At 61.0% G+C, this 17622-nt stretch carries 14 protein-coding genes; 8 read left to right on the plus strand and 6 right to left on the minus strand.

What is annotated here, in order from left to right; translation table 11 throughout:
- Positions 1-103 precede the first annotated feature (103 nt).
- Positions 104-1867 (minus strand): glucan ABC transporter ATP-binding protein/ permease, encoded by a 1764-nt coding sequence (locus tag C3Y91_RS28380; protein ID WP_024320501.1) that lies wholly within the window; start codon positions 1865-1867, stop codon positions 104-106.
- Positions 1868-2177: 310 nt separating this feature from the next.
- On the opposite strand from C3Y91_RS28380, the gene C3Y91_RS28385 reads away from it, so the two are divergent.
- From C3Y91_RS28385 to C3Y91_RS28395, 3 genes are all read left to right on the plus strand, one after another.
- Positions 2178-2933, plus strand: a complete 756-nt coding sequence (locus C3Y91_RS28385) for a helix-turn-helix transcriptional regulator (RefSeq protein ID WP_168251843.1) — start codon at positions 2178-2180, stop codon at positions 2931-2933.
- 217 nt (positions 2934-3150) lie between these two features.
- Complete coding sequence (pyc, locus tag C3Y91_RS28390; protein WP_130656641.1) at positions 3151-6615, plus strand: pyruvate carboxylase; 3465 nt, start codon at positions 3151-3153, stop codon at positions 6613-6615.
- Between the two features lie 185 nt (positions 6616-6800).
- On the plus strand, positions 6801-7373 hold the full coding sequence (locus C3Y91_RS28395) for an NADPH-dependent FMN reductase (RefSeq protein ID WP_130675930.1): 573 nt from the start codon (positions 6801-6803) through the stop codon (positions 7371-7373).
- 158 nt (positions 7374-7531) lie between these two features.
- On the opposite strand, the gene C3Y91_RS28400 is transcribed toward C3Y91_RS28395, so the two are convergent.
- The 4 genes from C3Y91_RS28400 to C3Y91_RS28415 all read right to left on the minus strand — a co-directional run bounded on the left by C3Y91_RS28400 (position 7532) and on the right by C3Y91_RS28415 (position 11040).
- Entirely contained in the window at positions 7532-8293 is a 762-nt protein-coding gene (locus tag C3Y91_RS28400) for an amino acid ABC transporter ATP-binding protein (protein ID WP_130675929.1), read from the minus strand.
- The gene (locus C3Y91_RS28405) at positions 8290-8970 is read right to left on the minus strand and encodes an amino acid ABC transporter permease (protein ID WP_018071968.1); all 681 of its coding nucleotides are present in this window, start codon (positions 8968-8970) and stop codon (positions 8290-8292) included. Before C3Y91_RS28405 ends, C3Y91_RS28400 begins: the two co-directional genes overlap by 4 nt.
- 195 nt (positions 8971-9165) lie before the next feature.
- Positions 9166-9939, minus strand: coding sequence for an amino acid ABC transporter substrate-binding protein (locus C3Y91_RS28410; protein ID WP_130675928.1), 774 nt, complete (start codon positions 9937-9939; stop codon positions 9166-9168).
- A 150-nt stretch (positions 9940-10089) separates the two neighbouring features.
- Positions 10090-11040 carry a DMT family transporter gene (locus C3Y91_RS28415; RefSeq protein ID WP_024320497.1) on the minus strand — a complete coding sequence of 317 codons (951 nt, stop codon included), beginning with the start codon at positions 11038-11040 and terminating at the stop codon, positions 10090-10092.
- A gap of 131 nt (positions 11041-11171) precedes the next feature.
- Between C3Y91_RS28415 and C3Y91_RS28420 the strand changes: the two genes are divergently transcribed.
- The 4 genes from C3Y91_RS28420 (at position 11172) to hisC (ending at position 15730) form a co-directional block, all read left to right on the plus strand.
- Complete coding sequence (locus C3Y91_RS28420) at positions 11172-11948, plus strand: DeoR/GlpR family DNA-binding transcription regulator (protein WP_024320496.1); 777 nt, start codon at positions 11172-11174, stop codon at positions 11946-11948.
- 63 nt (positions 11949-12011) lie between these two features.
- Positions 12012-13202, plus strand: a complete 1191-nt coding sequence (locus C3Y91_RS28425) for an MFS transporter (protein ID WP_024320495.1) — start codon at positions 12012-12014, stop codon at positions 13200-13202.
- A 199-nt stretch (positions 13203-13401) separates the two neighbouring features.
- Positions 13402-14652 carry a flavodoxin-dependent (E)-4-hydroxy-3-methylbut-2-enyl-diphosphate synthase gene (ispG, locus tag C3Y91_RS28430; protein ID WP_024320494.1) on the plus strand — a complete coding sequence of 417 codons (1251 nt, stop codon included), beginning with the start codon at positions 13402-13404 and terminating at the stop codon, positions 14650-14652.
- Between the two features lie 16 nt (positions 14653-14668).
- Positions 14669-15730: a histidinol-phosphate transaminase gene (gene hisC / locus C3Y91_RS28435; protein WP_024320493.1), complete on the plus strand. Its 1062-nt coding sequence runs from the start codon at positions 14669-14671 to the stop codon at positions 15728-15730.
- 12 nt (positions 15731-15742) lie between these two features.
- Here the strand turns inward: hisC and C3Y91_RS28440 are convergent, their stop codons facing one another.
- Positions 15743-16657, minus strand: coding sequence for a polyprenyl synthetase family protein (locus tag C3Y91_RS28440; RefSeq protein WP_168576095.1), 915 nt, complete (start codon positions 16655-16657; stop codon positions 15743-15745).
- 135 nt (positions 16658-16792) lie between these two features.
- Here C3Y91_RS28440 and mtgA point away from each other — a divergent pair, with 135 nt between their 5' ends.
- A complete protein-coding gene (gene mtgA, locus C3Y91_RS28445; RefSeq protein WP_024320491.1) occupies positions 16793-17530 on the plus strand; it encodes a monofunctional biosynthetic peptidoglycan transglycosylase in 738 nt (245 codons plus the stop codon).
- Positions 17531-17622 lie beyond the last annotated feature (92 nt).

Consider the following 17622-nt stretch of genomic DNA (forward strand, 5'->3'; position numbering starts at 1 on the left):
CCAATCCGCAAAAACAAAACCCGCCGAAAAATCGACGGGTTTGTCAGCGGTCTGAAGGCCGGAAGGAGTTACCTTCCGGCCTTTATCTTGAAACCCGAACCGATCAGGCGGCTTCGGTGGCGTGGGCCTTGCGGACCTCTTCGTCCGTCAGGATGCCGCTGGCGCGCAGCAGGGCGGCGAAGCGGCCGTTGCTGTGGCTAAGCTCGTCGAAGCTGCCCTGTTCGACGACACGGCCGTCATCCAGGAAGAGCACCATATCGGCTTCGCGGACCGTCGACAGGCGGTGGGCGATGATGAAGGTGGTGCGGTTCTGACGCAGATTGTCGATCGCGGCCTTGACGCGGGCTTCGGTCTCGACGTCGAGCGCCGAGGTCGCCTCGTCGAGCACCAGGATCGGCGCGTCCTTGAGGATGGCGCGGGCGATCGCGATGCGCTGGCGCTCGCCGCCGGAGAGCTTGTTGCCGCGTTCACCGACATGCGTATCGTAGCGATCCTCACGGGTCTCGATGAAGTCGGCGGCAGCGGCGGCTTCGGCCGCACGGCGCATTTCCTCTTCACTGGCGCCTTCGCGACCAAGGCGGATATTGTCGCTGATCGAACGGTTCAGCAGGCCCGCATCCTGGAAGACGGTGGCGATGTGGCGACGCAGCGACTTGCGGGTCACCTTGGTGATATCGGTGCCGTCGACGAGGATCTTGCCGCCCTGGGCATCGTAGACACGCTGCAGCAGGTTGACGAGCGTCGTCTTGCCGGCGCCGGTCGGGCCGACGATCGCGACCGTCTGGCCTGCCTTCACCGAGAAGGAGACATTGTGCAGGCCCTGTGAGCTGTTGCCGAAGCCGAAGGAGACGTCGCGGAATTCGATCGCACCCTTGACGTCCTTGATCTCGCCGTTGCCGGCTGGCTCTTCACGTTCACGCACCGAGTCTTCAAGCGTATAGAAGTCCTCGAGCTTGGAACGGGCCTCGAAAATCTGCGTCGCGAACTGGCGCATCAAGTCGAGACGGCCGATCAACAGGTTGGCAAAGCCGATGAAGGCGATGACGTCGCCAACGCGCAACTGGCCGGCCTGGACGAGCATGGTGCCGATGATCAGGACCACCATCATCGCGATGGTCGACGCCATGCGGTTCAGTGCGCTGGCGATCGCCCACCAGTCGAGCACCGGATATTGGGCTTCGAGCAGTCGGTCGGCGAAGGATTTCAGCGCTCGGGTTTCGGCCTCGATGCGATTGTAGCTGTGCAGGACCGAAACGTTGCTGATCGAGTCGCTGACATGCGAGAAGACGGTGTGATAGTGGTTCTCGACCGAAGCCTGGCCGTCCTTGGTGCGGCTCATGACGACGCGGCCGATCAGCCAATAGGCGATGGCGAGCACCATGAGCACGGCGGAAAGGCGCAGGTCCATCGACATTGCGGTCGGCACCAGAAGCGTAAGCGCGATGACCGTGGACAGGTGGTTGCGCATGAATTCCAGCCAGAGGCCGAACAGCGTTTCGCAGGCGCGCAGCAATGTATGCAGCGCGTTGGAGGTGCCGCGCTGATGGTGCCAGCCAAGCGGCATGGAAATGATGCGGCCGAAGGCTTCCGTCAACAGCGTCGCCCGCCGGCCATGGGCCAGCCGGTCGGCCTCGCGGGCCACCAGGACGAAAGCAATGGTGTTGAAGACGGCGAAAGTCGCCCACATGAAGAGGATGGGCTTGACCTCACCCTTGCCCGAAATCGCATCGATAATGCGACCGAACAGGATCGGCTCCGCGATGGTAATCGTCGCAAGAACAATGTTTGCGACAACGACCAGGGATACGCGCAGCTTGTAGGCGCCAAGATAGCGCAGAGCCCTTGCATAGACCTTGAATAGCGTCACGTCGAACCTCTCGTGCATCTGCGAAAACGGGATGATGCGATGCTACAAAAGGCTACCTGAACGGGCGATTAACGGAGCATTCAGGGTTCAGTCGATGTGATGATTGACACGATCGCACTATTGCAGGATGCGACGAGATGGTCATGGCGCTGAAATTGCCGTCCGGACATATCTCGCAACAATTTGCGCTTGCATTTTATTAAATGTTTAGCACAGCATTAAATTACAGACTGCATTTATTGAGGAAGACCGTTTCGCGACCAGTTTGACAAGCCGCCGACGGCATCAGGTCCGGGCAAGGGGCATTTTTGTGAATATTAATTCGTTAATTCAATTACTTGTAATTCTGGAAGAATGTTCAAATCCTGCAGGCGTCATTACCGAGTTGGAGCAGCTCCTCCATGCTTGCGGCTTCGAATATTACGGCCTGCTACGCCATCTGCAGCAGAATCCGGTACAGCAGAATCCAGAGCCCTGGGCTGCGGCGCTTGCCGGCCGCTGGCCGGAACAATGGCCGCAGATATATGCCGCGAAAAAATATGCTCTGATCGATCCGATGCTGCGCTATCTCGCCCACGCGCAGCGGCCTTTCCGCTGGCGGGAGGCGATGGCGGCCTTCCACAAGGATGCGCATCAGCGCCGCATGGAGCAGATGATGGTCGATGCCTTCGGGCATGGGATGGAGGATGGCTACATCTTTCCGATCCACGGACGCAACGGCATTCTCGCCAGCCTCAGTCTCGCCGGCAAGCCGATCGAGCTGTCGCCGGTGGAGATCGCACTGTTGGAGGCGGCGGCGCGCAAGGCCTTCTGGCGGCTGCTCGATCTGAAAGGCGAGGCGCCGGCGCTGGAAACCGTGTTGCCGGCCGATACGCCGCTGACGCGGCGCGAGATGGAAATCCTGCATTATCTCGCCGAAGGCATGACGTCGATGGAGATCAGCAAGATGCTGAAGATCTCAAACCACACGGTCGACTGGTATATGAACGGCCTACAGGACAAGCTGAAGGCGAAAAACAGGCAGCAGGCGGTGGCGCTTGCCTTCCGTCATGGACTGATAAGTTAGAGCAATTCCGCTTCTCATCGAAGCGGAATTGCTCCGGTTTTTTATTTTGACGCAACTCCGGACGGAAAACCGCTTCGCACTTTTCCTAGTGTTGCTCCAGAATGTCGAAAAATTGCATTTCGCAGTCGCAAGATAAATTGAACTTTCTGTGACAAGAAGTTAAGAATTTCCTTCGCGGGTGCAGCATGCCCGCGTCTGAACGTCTGAGGAGACCGTTTTGCCCATTTCCAAGATTCTCGTTGCCAATCGCTCTGAAATTGCCATTCGCGTGTTCCGTGCGGCCAACGAACTTGGAATAAAAACGGTGGCGATCTGGGCGGAAGAGGACAAGCTGGCGCTGCACCGCTTCAAGGCGGACGAGAGCTACCAGGTCGGCCGCGGCCCGCATCTTTCCAAGGACATGGGTCCGATCGAAAGCTATCTGTCGATCGCGGAAGTGATCAGGGTCGCGAAGCTCTCCGGCGCCGATGCCATTCATCCGGGCTACGGCCTGCTTTCGGAAAGCCCCGAATTCGTCGATGCCTGCAACGAGGCCGGCATCATCTTCATCGGCCCGAAGGGCGATACAATGCGCCAGCTCGGCAACAAGGTCGCCGCGCGCAACCTGGCGATCTCGGTCGGCGTTCCTGTGGTGCCGGCCACCGGGCCTCTGCCGGAAGACATGGCCGAAGTGGCTAAGATGGCGGAAGGGATCGGTTATCCCGTCATGCTGAAGGCCTCCTGGGGCGGCGGCGGGCGCGGCATGCGCGCGATCCGCGATCCGAAGGATCTTGCCCGCGAGGTGACGGAGGCCAAACGCGAGGCGATGGCCGCCTTCGGCAAGGATGAGGTCTATCTGGAAAAGCTCGTCGAGCGCGCCCGCCATGTCGAAAGCCAGGTTCTCGGCGATACGCATGGCAATGTCGTGCATCTCTTCGAGCGTGACTGCTCGATCCAGCGCCGCAACCAGAAAGTCGTCGAGCGCGCGCCGGCGCCCTATCTCTCGGAGGCGCAGCGCCAGGAACTCGCCGCCTATTCGCTGAAGATCGCGGCCGCGACCAATTATATCGGCGCGGGTACCGTCGAATATCTGATGGATGCCGATACCGGCAAATTCTACTTCATCGAGGTCAATCCTCGCATCCAGGTCGAGCATACGGTGACCGAAGTCGTCACCGGCATCGATATCGTCAAGGCGCAGATCCACATCCTCGATGGCTTTGCGATCGGTACGGCGGAATCGGGCGTGCCGCGCCAGGAAGATATCCGTCTCAACGGCCATGCGCTGCAATGCCGCATCACCACGGAAGATCCGGAGCATAACTTCATTCCGGATTACGGCCGTATCACCGCCTATCGCTCAGCGTCCGGTTTCGGCATCCGCCTCGATGGCGGCACTTCCTATTCGGGCGCCATCATCACCCGCTTTTATGATCCGCTTCTCGTCAAGGTCACGGCATGGGCGCCCAATCCTTCCGAAGCGATCGCCCGCATGGACCGGGCGCTGCGCGAATTCCGTATTCGCGGCGTGGCAACCAACCTGACCTTCCTCGAAGCGATCATCGGCCATCCCAAGTTCAGGGACAACAGCTACACGACACGCTTCATCGACACGACGCCGGAACTCTTCCAGCAGGTCAAGCGCCAGGATCGTGCCACGAAGCTCCTGACCTATCTCGCCGACGTCACCGTCAATGGTCACCCCGAGGCCAAGGACAGGCCGAGGCCGCTTGATAACGCGGCCGAGCCGGTGGTTCCCTACGCCAATGGCAACACAGTCAAGGACGGCACGAAGCAGCTCCTCGACACGCTCGGCCCGAAGAAATTCGGCGAATGGATGCGCAACGAGAAGCGCGTGCTTTTGACCGACACGACGATGCGCGATGGCCATCAGTCGCTGCTCGCCACCCGCATGCGCACCTATGACATCGCCCGCATCGCCGGCACCTATGCGCATGCGCTGCCAGGCCTTTTGTCGCTCGAATGCTGGGGCGGAGCGACCTTCGACGTCTCCATGCGCTTTCTGACCGAGGACCCGTGGGAGCGCCTGGCACTGATCCGCGAGGGCGCGGCGAACCTTCTGCTGCAGATGCTGCTGCGCGGCGCCAATGGCGTCGGCTACACCAATTATCCCGACAATGTCGTCAAATATTTCGTCCGCCAGGCGGCCAGGGGCGGCATCGATCTCTTCCGGGTGTTCGATTGTCTGAACTGGGTCGAGAACATGCGCGTCTCGATGGATGCCATTGCCGAGGAGAACAAGCTCTGCGAGGCGGCGATCTGCTATACCGGCGACATCCTGAACTCGGCCCGTCCGAAATACGATCTGAAATACTATACCGACCTTGCGGTCGAGCTCGAGAAGGCGGGCGCGCATATCATCGCGCTCAAGGATATGGCAGGCCTCCTCAAGCCTGCGGCTGCGAAGGTTCTGTTCAAGGCGCTGCGCGAGGCGACCAGCCTGCCGATCCATTTCCACACGCATGATACCTCAGGGATTGCGGCCGCGACCGTTCTTGCCGCTGTCGACGCCGGCGTCGATGCCGTCGATGCCGCCATGGATGCGCTTTCCGGCAATACCTCGCAGCCCTGTCTCGGCTCGATCGTCGAGGCGTTGCGCGGTACGGAGCGCGATCCCGGCCTCGATCCGGAATGGATCCGCCGCGTTTCCTTCTATTGGGAAGCGGCGCGCAATCAGTATGCCGCCTTCGAAAGCGATCTGAAGGGTCCGGCATCCGAAGTCTATCTGCATGAGATGCCGGGTGGCCAGTTCACCAACCTCAAGGAACAGGCCCGCTCGCTCGGCCTCGAGACCCGCTGGCATCAGGTGGCGCAGGCCTATGCCGACGCCAACCAGATGTTCGGCGATATCGTCAAGGTGACGCCGTCTTCCAAAGTGGTCGGCGACATGGCGCTGATGATGGTGTCCCAGGACCTGACGGTTGCCGATGTCGTCAGCCCCGACAAGGAAGTCTCCTTCCCGGAATCGGTGGTCTCGATGCTGAAGGGCGATCTCGGCCAGCCGCCGTCAGGATGGCCCGAAGCGCTGCAGAAGAAGGCGCTGAAGGGCGACAAGCCCTATACCGTGCGTCCCGGCTCGCTGCTCAAGGAGGCCGATCTCGATGCGGAGCGTAAAGTCATCGAGACGAAGCTCGAGCGCGAGATCAGCGACTTCGAATTCGCTTCCTACCTGATGTATCCGAAGGTCTTCACCGACTTCGCGCTCGCCTCCGACACCTACGGCCCGGTCTCGGTGCTGCCGACGCCCGCCTATTTCTACGGTCTCAAGGACGGCGAGGAACTGTTTGCCGATATCGAGCGCGGCAAGACGCTCGTCATCGTCAATCAGGCGATGAGCGCAACCGACAGCCAGGGCATGGTGACCATCTTCTTCGAGCTCAACGGCCAACCGCGCCGCATCAAGGTGCCGGACCGGGCCCATGGGGCGACAGGGGCCGCCGTCCGCCGCAAGGCCGAACCGGGCAATGCCGTTCACGTCGGTGCGCCGATGCCGGGTGTCATCAGCCGCGTCTTCGTCTCGCCCGGCCAGGCCGTCAATGCCGGCGACGTGCTGGTCTCCATCGAAGCGATGAAGATGGAAACGGCGCTGCATGCGGAAAAGGATGGCACGATTTCCGAAGTGCTGGTGCGGGCCGGCGATCAGATCGATGCCAAGGACCTGCTCGTCGTCTACGCAGGTTGAACAACAAGTGGCCGTCGTTGAACAGCGCCCTTGAGCGCCTTTGCGAACCGGCTCCATTCACCCGATCGTGTACGATCGGCCTGTCAAAAAGCTGAGAGTTAGCAGCCTCCGCGCCTTGCCCGGCGTGGAGGCTTTCTCATAAACTTGGCCATCCGCCCCCAAGACCAATCCAGGAAACAATATCCATGAGCAAGTTGAAGATTGCCGTCATCGTCGGCAGCACGCGTATTGGCCGTTTTGCCGAGCATCCGGCCAAGTGGATTGCCGCTATCGCCGCCGAGCGCCAGGACATCGAGGTCGAGGTTCTCGACCTGCTCGACTACCCTATGCATTTTTTCGGTGAGCAGCGTGCCACCACCGCTGAAAGCGAGACGGCAGAGCGCTGGAAAAAGAAGCTGCGTGAATTCGATGGCTTCATTTTCACCGTCGCCGAGTACAATCACGCTCCGACGGCCGTTCTGAAGAACGCCATCGACCTCGGCGAGTTTATCCAGAAGCCGGTCGGTTTCGTCGGTTACGGCGGCGTCGGCGGCGCACGTGCGGTCGAGCATCTTCGCCTGATCTTCGTGGAAATGGGGGCGGCTTCGGTGAAAACGGGCGTGCATATCGCGCTTGGCGAATATCTTGGCGTCCTCAAGGAAGGCAAGAGTCTCAGCGATTACGCGCATCTCAACGAAGCAGCGAAGAACCAGCTCGACCAGCTCACCTGGTGGGGCAATGCGCTGAAGGCGGCGCGCTCGGTCGTCACGGCCTCCTGATTGGAGTTCCAGCAATGCCGGGATGTTCGCATCCCGGCATTAGATCCGGATGATTTTAGAACCAGGTCGGCCTAAAATCTGAATCCGGATCTAAATCAAAGAAATAGAGCATGATGTCGTCCGAAAACCGCTCACACTTTTCGGCATCATGCTCTAGCTCAGATATCGTAAGTATGGGCGGCGTTGATCGTCGAGATGAAGCGTTTGGTGCGCTCGCGCTCCGGCGCACTGAAGATCGCCTTGGCGCTGCCCGTTTCCACCACGCTGCCGGCTTCCAGGAAAACCACGTCATTGGCGATCTTCGAGGCGAGCCGGAGATCGTGGGTCGCCATCACCATCGTCGTGCCTTCGCTGGCAAGTTGGCCCAGCACATCGACCACTTCGGCCGAAAGCTCGGGATCGAGGGCGGATGTCGGCTCGTCACAGAGAAGCACGCGCGGCGACGGCGCCAGTGCGCGGGCGATCGCGACGCGCTGCTGCTGGCCGCCCGACAGCGTCGAAGGCCAGGCATCGGCCTTGTGCGTCATGCCGACCTTGGTCAGCAATTCCATCGCACGCTCGCGCGCTTTTTCCTTCGGCCATCTCAACACCGTCACCAGGCCTTCCATGACATTCTCGATCGCGGTCTGATGCGGGAATAGCTGGAAGTTCTGGAAGACCATGCCGGTCTGGCGGCGGATCTTCTGGATCGCCTGCCAGCTCGTTCGTTTGCCCGGCGCAAAGGCCAGCTTCTCCTCTCCGAGGCGGATAGAGCCGGCGGTCGGAATTTCGAGCAGGTTGATGCAGCGCAGCAGCGTGCTCTTGCCGCCGCCGGAAGGCCCGACCAGCGCGGTGACGCTGCCTTCGGGGATGCGGATGCTTATATCCTTGAGGATGATGGCGTCGCCGAAGCGCTTTTCGATGTTGGAAAGCTCGATCATGCATTTGCCTCCAGCATGCCGCCATAACGCGCGAAGCGGCGTTCCAGCCGCACCTGCAGCTGCGAGAGGACGGAGCTCAGGACGAGATAGATCAACGCCGCCTCGATATAGAGGATCAGCGGCTCATAGGTGGTGGCGACGATGCGCTGCGCCGCCTGGAAGAGCTCCGGCACGGTGATGGCCGCGGCAAGCGAGGTATCTTTGACGAGCGAGATGAAGGTGTTCGACAAAGGCGGCACGGCGACGCGAGCGGCCTGCGGCAGGATGGTGCGGCTCATCGCCTGGCGCCAGCTCATGCCGATCGAATAGGCGGCTTCCCATTGGCCCTTCGGCACCGAGGAAATGACGGCGCGGATGATCTCGGAGCTGTAGGCGCCGATATTCAGCGTGAAGCCGATGAGGGCGGCCGGGAAGGCATCGAGCAGGATGCCGAGGCTCGGCAGGCCGTAGAAGATGACAAAGAGCTGAACGAGCAACGGCGTGCCGCGGATGACCCAGACATAGAAGCGCGCGATGGCGGAAAGTGGCGTCGGCCCGAAGAGCCGGGCGATCGCGGTGGCGAGCCCGAGGGCCAGGCCGAAGACGAAGGATAGCAGGGTCAGCGGAATGGTGAAGATCAGCCCCGCCCACAGGAGCGAGGGCAGCGATTCCGCCATCAGTTGGAGCCAGTGCGCCAAGGGAGTTCCCTCTCGTCGGTTGCTACGTTGAAATGGAATACCCCTCCCCAACCCCTCCTCACAAGGGGGAGGGTTTATCGGAGGCCCGGACGCACCAAATAGCGACCCTACTGTTGGCTGAGAGGCTGTTTTGAGATGAGAGCAGCAGCATCGAAACCCCTCCCTTTGTGGGGAGGGGATGGGGAGGAATTTAAATTACTTGGAAACGTCCTGGCCGAAATACTTGTCGGCGATCTTCTTGTAGGTGCCGTCGGCCTTGATGTCGGCAAGCGCCTTGTTGATTTCGGCGAGAAGCTCCGGCTCGTTCTTGCGGATGATGACGCCGGAGTAGTCGGCATTTTCCTGCTCGGCGACGATCCTCACCGGCGCGTCCGGCTTGTGCTTCTTGAAATCGAGGAAGGAGAGGCTGTCGTTGATCGTGGCGTCGGCGCGTTTGGTCAGTACGAGCTGGATCGACTGATCAAAACCGTCGGTGCCGACGAGCTCGGCACCGGCTTCGGTTGCGAGCTTGCCGAAGTTGCTGGTCAGCGACTGTGCGGCCTTCTTGCCCTTCAGATCGGCGAAGGACTTGATGCTGCCGTCGCCGTCGCGGGCGATTAGTACGGCCTTGGAAGCGATATAGGGCTCGGAGAAATCATATTTCTGCTTGCGGGTTTCGGTGATGCCGACCTGGTTGATGACGGTGTCGTAGCGCTTTGCGTCGAGGCCGGCGATCAGGCCGTCCCACTTGCCTTCGACGAACTCGGCCTTGACGCCGAGCTTGGCGGCGATCGCTTCGCCGATCTCGACATCGAAGCCGACGAGCTTGCCGCTTTCGTCATGATAGGTGAAGGGCGCATAGGTGCCTTCGGTGCCGATCTTGAAGACGCCAGCCGATTTGATGGCGGCGAGGTTTTCACCGGCATGGGCAGGCAGGAGGGCCGCAGCCTGAATGAGGGCGGCGGCGGCGACGGTTTTCAACCAGTTCATTGTTTCATCCATCCTTGGGAGGTGCTTCGGATGAGGATAGTTGGCAGAAAATTATGGCGCCGGAAGCGTAGAAAACTGCGAATAAAAGCAGCAACTGCAAATATTTTTCTCAAACGGCCGCTCGAACCATGAATCCGGCAGAAACAGGCATCAAGCGGTGATGCGGCGGCGTAGCCTTTCGCTGACGATGATGATCAATCCGGCGCCGAGGATCATCGCCGCGCCGACGACCACATTCTGTGTCGGGATGTCGGCCCAGATCAGATAACCCAGGAGGAAGGCCCAGACGAGAGAGCTATATTCGAATGGCGCAAGCACGGAGACGGGCGCCTGGCGCATGCCTTCGAAAAGAGCGAACTGCGCGCAGCCAGCAACGACGCCGGTGGCAATGAGGAGCGCGAGCTGCGTCATATCGGGGGTCTGCCATGTCCAGATCACGGCAATGCCGGTCATGGCAAGAAAAAAGGCGTTGGAAACGGTGAGCTGGATAATGGTCTTCTCGTGCAGCGAGGTCTTGCGCAGCAGCACCATGGCGGAGGCCCAGAGCACGGCTGCCTGCAGCGCTAGATAGACCGGCCAGGAGATGGTGAGGCCGATCGGATTGCAGGCAATGAGAACGCCGACGAAGCCGACGCCGACGGCCAGCCAGCGCGCCGGCGTGACTTTCTCCTTCAGGATGACCCAAGCCAGCAAGGTGCCGACGACAGGTGCGGCGTAATAAAGCGTGGTCACTTCGGCAAGCTGCAGGCGGCTTGCGGCGGAATAATAGGAAAGCCAGGCGCAGAGCAGAAGGATACTGCGGGCGACCATCGGCTTGATGATCGGCGATGTCATCGTCTGGCGGACGAGCTTGCCGCGACCATAGGCGAGAGAACCGACGAGGATGGTGAGACTGCGGAAAAACAGGATCTGCCAGACGGGAATGCTTGAAACCAGGATCTTGATGATCGCGTCATGGAAGGTGAACGCCATATAGGCGACGGTCGTGAGCAGGATGCCCAGGCTGACGGAGTTTTTCACGGGGAGAAAGCACCAGGTGGCGGATATGCCAGCGGGAATCGGGATTGAGCAATCGATATTCCCGCCTTCAAGACCGGTCAATAGGGCATATTCGCTCTGGTAGTGCAGCTTTGTTTCCGAACGTCAGAAAACGTGTAACCGTGCATATTGCCTGCATGATCATAAGCGTTTATGCACGTTTTCGGTTTATGAGATCTCGATCCGGTAGGAACATGCAGGATTTTTTGTTGCGAGAGCGCCAAGGCGTGATTTCCGAGAGGCTGCGGCTGAATGGCCGCGTGCTGGCGACGGAGCTTGCGCTCGAATTCGGTGTCTCCGAGGATACGGTGCGGCGGGATCTGCGCGAGATGGCGGCGGCAGGGCTCTGCGAGCGGGTCTATGGCGGCGCATTGCCGGTCTCGCCGGCGCATGGAAGCCTGACGCAGCGTATCGGCTTTGCCGCTGACCGGAAACAGGCGCTGGGGCGCGCTGCGGCAAAGCAGATTGCCGCCGGCTCGACCGTGTTCTTCGATGCCGGCAGCACCAATCTGGCGATTGCCAATGCGTTGCCGGCCGAACTAGCACTGACGGCTGCGACGAATGCGCCGGCGATTGCCGCGGCGCTGATCGACAAGCCTGCCGTCGCCGTCATCCTGATCGGCGGAATGGTGGACCGGCAGACGGGCGGTTCGCTCGGCGCCAAGGCCTTGCGGGATATGGAGCAGATCTCGCCCGATCTCTGCATTCTCGGCGCCTGCGGCGTCGATCTCGAGGCCGGCATCACGGTGTTCGGCTTCGAGGATGCGGAGTTCAAGCGGTTTGCGACATCCAGGAGCAAAAGGGTGTTGGTGGCTGCAACCTCGGAGAAATTCGGCACTGCGGCCCCCCATAGCATCCTGCCGGTCGCGCATTGCGAATGCCTGGTCGTCGAGCACGATGCCGATCCGGCCATTCTCGCCGGTTACCGCGAGCGCGGATGCAGGACTGTTCTCGCCGAGAAAACGAACTGAGGCGACGTCATAGAGTTTAGGGAGCCCGGGCCAAGCAAGCCCGGCAATGAGGAAAGACCGGAAATGGATAGTCATGTGAGTACGCCGGGAGCCCGGAGCGGCTTCATTACCAGAAGCAGGGCGGCGGTTTCCCTGCTCTTTCTCATGAACGGTTTTGTCGTCGGCTGCTGGGCGCCGAAGATCCCGGATTTTGCCGAGCGTCTGGCGCTGACCAAGTTCGAGCTTGGGCTGATGATCCTCGTCTTCGGCGTCGGGTCGCTGGTCATGATGCCGATCGCCGGTGCGCAGATCGCCAAACACGGCTCGCGTGTCGTCGTTCAGGTACTGGCTGTCTGCTTGCTGCCGTTGCTGCTGGCATTGACGCTCGCGCCAAATGTGCCGACCGGGGCAATCTCGCTCTTCCTGTTCGGCGGCTTCATCGGCGCAATGGATGTGGCGATGAATGCCAATGCGGTGTCGGTCGAGAAATCCATGCGCCGCGCCATCATGTCGTCCTGTCACGCTTTCTGGAGCCTTGGCGGACTGATCGGCTCCGGTCTCGGCGGCATCGTGATTTCCAAGCTCGGCATTCTCGGCCATGCGCAACTGGCGACGGCGCTGGCGGCAATCTTCCTTGCCGTCGCCTGGCCGATCATCCTTGCGGATCCGCCGCATCCAGACACCAAGAAGGAAAAGACGAAGCTGCCGATGGTGCCGCTGCCGTGGCTGCTCGGACTGATGGCGCTGTTCAGCATGGTGCCCGAAGGTGCGGTTCTCGACTGGGGCGCGCTCTATCTCCGGCAGGAAATGGATGCATCCGTGGCACTATCCGGTCTTGGCTTCGCAGCCTTTTCGGCGACCATGGCAATCATGCGCTTTGGCGGCGACCTGGTGCGCGACCGTCTGGGTGGTGTCAAGACGCTGCGCATCTGCACGCTGTTTGCCATCGTCGGCATGCTGCTTGCAGGCCTGGCACCCAACGCCGAGATTGCCATCCTGGGCTTTGCCTTTTGCGGTATCGGCATTTCCAACATGGTGCCGATCGCCTTCTCGGCGGCGGGCAACATTCCCGGCCTCAAGCCCGGCATCGCCATCTCGGTGGTCACGACCATGGGCTATTCCGGCATGCTGGTTGCGCCATCGTTGATCGGCTTCGTCGCCGAGCATATCGGCTTTGCCGTCGTCTTCATGGCGCTGCCGGTGCTGCTCATCGTCGTTCTCCTGCTCTCCAAGCTGGCCCATTATGCCGACGGCACGACCGGAGGCGGTCACTGAGCCGCCTCCCAACAAAAGTGATATCAGGGGCGGTTGACAAGAAAGCGGTCATGATCCACCTGAAAGGCACTGTTTCTAAAGCGCGTCGCAATCTTTCAGATTCGCTCCTCGCGCTTTAGGTCTTTATTTTTCGCATGTCGTTATCGCAAAACCGCTGCACACTTTTGCGCGACATGCTTTAGGGGTGCAAGAACTCTTCATGTTGTCAGCCGCCGATTTTGATCCGAAACCACGCCGTGCTTCCGTTGCCGTCGATGTCGGCGGCGTCATCGTCGGCGGCGGGGCGCCGGTCGTCGTGCAATCCATGACGAACACCGATACGGCCGATATCGATTCCACCGTCGCGCAGGTCGCCGCTCTCCACCGGGCAGGCTCGGAGCTGGTGCGCATCACCGTCGATCGCGACGAGAGTGCGGCCGCCGTGCCGAAGATCCGCGAGCGGCTGCTGCGCCTCGGCATGGACGTGCCTTTGATCGGCGACTTCCACTATATTGGCCACAAGCTGCTCGCCGATCATCCTGATTGTGCCGCGGCGCTGGCGAAATACCGCATCAACCCCGGCAATGTCGGCTTCAAGGACAAGAAGGACAAGCAGTTCGCCGAGATCATCGAGATGGCGATCCGTTATGACAAGCCGGTGCGTATCGGCGTCAACTGGGGCTCGCTTGATCAGGATCTGCTGACGGCGCTGATGGACCAGAATGCCGAAGCCGGGTCGCCGCTTTCGGCCCGGCAGGTGACGCGCGAGGCGATCGTGCAGTCGGCGCTGCTTTCGGCAGCCCTTGCCGAAGAGATCGGCTTGCCGCGCAACCGCATCATCCTGTCGGCCAAGGTCAGCCAGGTGCAGGACCTGATCGCCGTCAATTCCATGCTTGCCGAACGCTCCAATCATGCGCTGCATCTCGGCCTGACTGAAGCCGGCATGGGCACCAAGGGTATCGTCGCCTCGTCGGCGGCGATGGGCTTCGTGCTGCAGCACGGCATCGGCGATACGATTCGCGTGTCGCTGACGCCGGAGCCGAACGGCGACCGCACGCGCGAAGTCCAGGTGGCGCAGGAAATCCTGCAGGTCATGGGCTTCCGCCAGTTCATACCCGTCGTTGCGGCCTGTCCGGGCTGCGGACGCACGACGTCGACGGTGTTCCAGGAGCTCGCCCAGAACATCCAGAACGATATCCGCAAGAACATGCCGGTCTGGCGCGAGAAATATCCCGGCGTCGAGGCACTGAACGTCGCCGTCATGGGCTGCATCGTCAATGGGCCGGGCGAAAGCAAACATGCCGATATCGGCATTTCGCTTCCGGGTACCGGCGAGACGCCAGCGGCCCCCGTCTTCATCGACGGCCGGAAGGCGTTGACGCTGCGCGGTCCCAATATCGCCGCCGACTTCGAAGCGCTTGTCGTCGACTATATCGAGAAGCGTTTCGGCCAGCGGACGGCGGCGGAATGAGCGCCCGCAAGTTCGCATGAGCCGGTACTGGTCGCCAATCGTCAGCAAGCTTCGGCCCTATGTCGCGGGCGAGCAGCCCCGCATCCCGAACATGGTCAAGCTCAATACGAACGAGAGCCCTTACGGGCCGTCTCCGAAGGCGCTCGAGGCGATCAGGGAAGCGGCGGACGATCGTCTGCGGCTCTATCCCGATCCCTCCGCCATGGAATTGCGCGAGACGATCGCGGCCCATTTCGGCCTGACGGCGGAAGAAGTATTCGTCGGCAATGGCTCCGACGAGGTTCTTGCGCATGTGTTTCAGGCGCTGCTGAAACATGAGCGGCCGCTTCTCTACCCCGATGTGACCTATGCCTTCTATTCGACCTATAGCCTGCTATACGGCGTCGAAGCGATCGAGGTGCCTGTTGATGATGGGTTCCGCATCCGGTTGGAAGATTACGACAGACCATGCGGCGCGATCATCATCCCCAATCCGAATGCACCGACCGGTATCGGCCTGCCGCTTGCCGGTATCGAAGCACTTCTTGCCGCCCATCCGGATGCGGTCGTCGTCATAGACGAGGCTTATGTCGATTTCGGCGGTGAAAGCGCCATCCCGCTGATATCCACGCATCCCAATCTACTGGTAATCCAGACCCTGTCGAAATCCCGTTCGCTTGCAGGTCTGCGCATCGGCTTCGCGCTGGGACAGCGGCCGCTGATCGAGGCGCTGGAGCGGGTCAAGGACAGTTTCAATTCCTATCCGCTCGATCGTCTGGCGCAGCTTGCCGCGACGGCGGCGATCAAGGACGAGGCGTGGTTCGAGACATGCCGGAGGAAAATCATCGCCAGCCGGGAAAGCCTCGGTTCTGAACTTGAAGCTTTGGGTTTCGAGGTCTTGCCGTCGCAGGCGAATTTCGTTTTCGCGAGGCACGAAAGCCGTTCGGGAGCAGCGCTTCAAGCCGCCCTACGGGAGCGCGGCATTCTCGTCCGGCATTTTGCCAAGCCGCGTATTTCGGACTTCCTGCGTATCAGCATCGGCACGGACGAGGAGTGTGCCCGTCTGGTTTCCGCCCTTGAGGAGATATTGGCCGCCTGACCAGGAAAGGCTCTAGTTCTTCCGGTCGGCGATGAAATGCGCCGCGGCGGTAAGGGTCGAGGCGCGGGCGCCATAGGGGGCCAGCAGCGCCTCGGCATCGCGGACATGCTCACGGAGCTGGGCCTCGGCCCATTCCATGCCGCGCAGGGCCACAAGCGTTCCCTTGCCGCGGGCCGCATCCTTGCCGGTTGCCTTGCCCATGGTCGCCGCGTCCGAGGTCAGGTCGAGAATGTCGTCGGCAAGCTGAAAGGCAAGGCCGATCTTTTCGCCGAAGGCGCGCAGGCGGCGGCGATCTTCCGGCAGGCTTGCCGAGATGACGGCGCCGGCTTCGCAGGCGAAGCGGATCAGCGCGCCTGTTTTCATCGCCTGCAGGCGGATGATGCCGGCCTCGTCAGGGACCTGCCTTTCCGCCGCGAGATCGAGCGCCTGGCCGCCGGCCATGCCGCCGAGACCGGCTGCGCGGGCAAGGGCCAGCACAAGCGATGCCTTGCTCGAATCGGGAAGGGTCGTTTCCGGCGCGGCGATGATGTCGAAGGCATAGGTCAGCAGGCTGTCGCCCGCGAGGATTGCCGTCGCTTCGTCGAACTTTATGTGCACCGTCGGTTTACCGCGGCGCAGGTCGTCATCGTCCATGGCCGGCAAGTCGTCATGCACGAGAGAATAGCAGTGGACACATTCGAGTGCGGCGCCGACGCGAAGTGCCGCCTCAGCGTCGCCGCCGAGAAGGGCTGCACTTTCGACGACGAGAAACGGGCGCAGCCGCTTGCCGCCGTTCAACACGGCATAATGCATGGCATCGCGCAGCGTCTCGGGCCTGGCGATTTCATCGGAAAGAACATTTGCTGAAAGCAATGCGTCGAGCAGCGCCTCGATCTCGCGGGCGTTGTTCTTCAGCCTCGTCTCGAAAGTGTCCCGGTTCGCGTCCATGGGCGCTGTTTGGCATGAGCGCCCCCGGGCTTGCAACGGAATTGTCGATGGCGGCAGCAAGATTCGCCACGCACTCTGGCATAAGCTCTGCACAGGCGTTATGAGAACGACAGGAGCGAAATCGGACTGGGGACATTGGATATAGCGCCAGAGAGAGAGGACAGCGTCGACATGCCGGCTCGTCGGCGATGGTTCGAAGACCGGCGTGTGTTGAAACGCATTGTTCTTGCCGTGCTGATCGTGCTGATCCTTCCCTATGCGCTGATCCTTTTCTATCTGCTGCCCTTCATTCACCCCGTCTCGACGCTGATGCTGCGCGATCTCGTGCTGCTGCGTGGTTACGACCGGCAGTGGGTGTCGCTGGATAAAATCGCCCCGGTTGTGGTGCAGTCGGTGATGATGTCAGAGGACGGACAGTATTGCTTTCACGGCGGCGTCGACTGGGCGGAAATGCGCATGCTGGTCGAGGATACGCTGAAAGGCCAGGCGACGCGCGGCGGCAGCACGATCCCGATGCAGACGGCGAAGAACCTCTTCCTCTGGAACAGCCGCTCGTTCGTGCGCAAGGCGCTGGAACTTCCGCTCGCGGTGACCACGGATTTCGTCCTGTCGAAACGGCGGCTGATGGAAATCTATCTCAACATCGCCGAATGGGGTCCCGGCATCTACGGTATCGAGGCGGCGGCCCAGCATCATTTCAAGGTGCCAGCCTCGAAGCTGACGCGGCGCCAGGCATCGCTGCTTGCCGTCTCGCTGCCAAACCCGATCGACCGCAATGCCGGCAAGCCCGGACGAGGCCTTCGCCGGCTCGCCGGTGTCATCGAGAGGCGCGCCCAGGGTTCGGGCGACTACATCAAATGCATCTATGATTGAGATCATCCTGTTCTAAATTATATGGTTAGAGCATGACGTCGTCCGAAAACCGCTCACACTTTTCGGCATCATGTTCTAGAGGCGGCAAGCGT

The sequence above is a fragment of the Rhizobium ruizarguesonis genome, from assembly GCF_012349115.1.
Lineage (GTDB): Bacteria > Pseudomonadota > Alphaproteobacteria > Rhizobiales > Rhizobiaceae > Rhizobium > Rhizobium ruizarguesonis.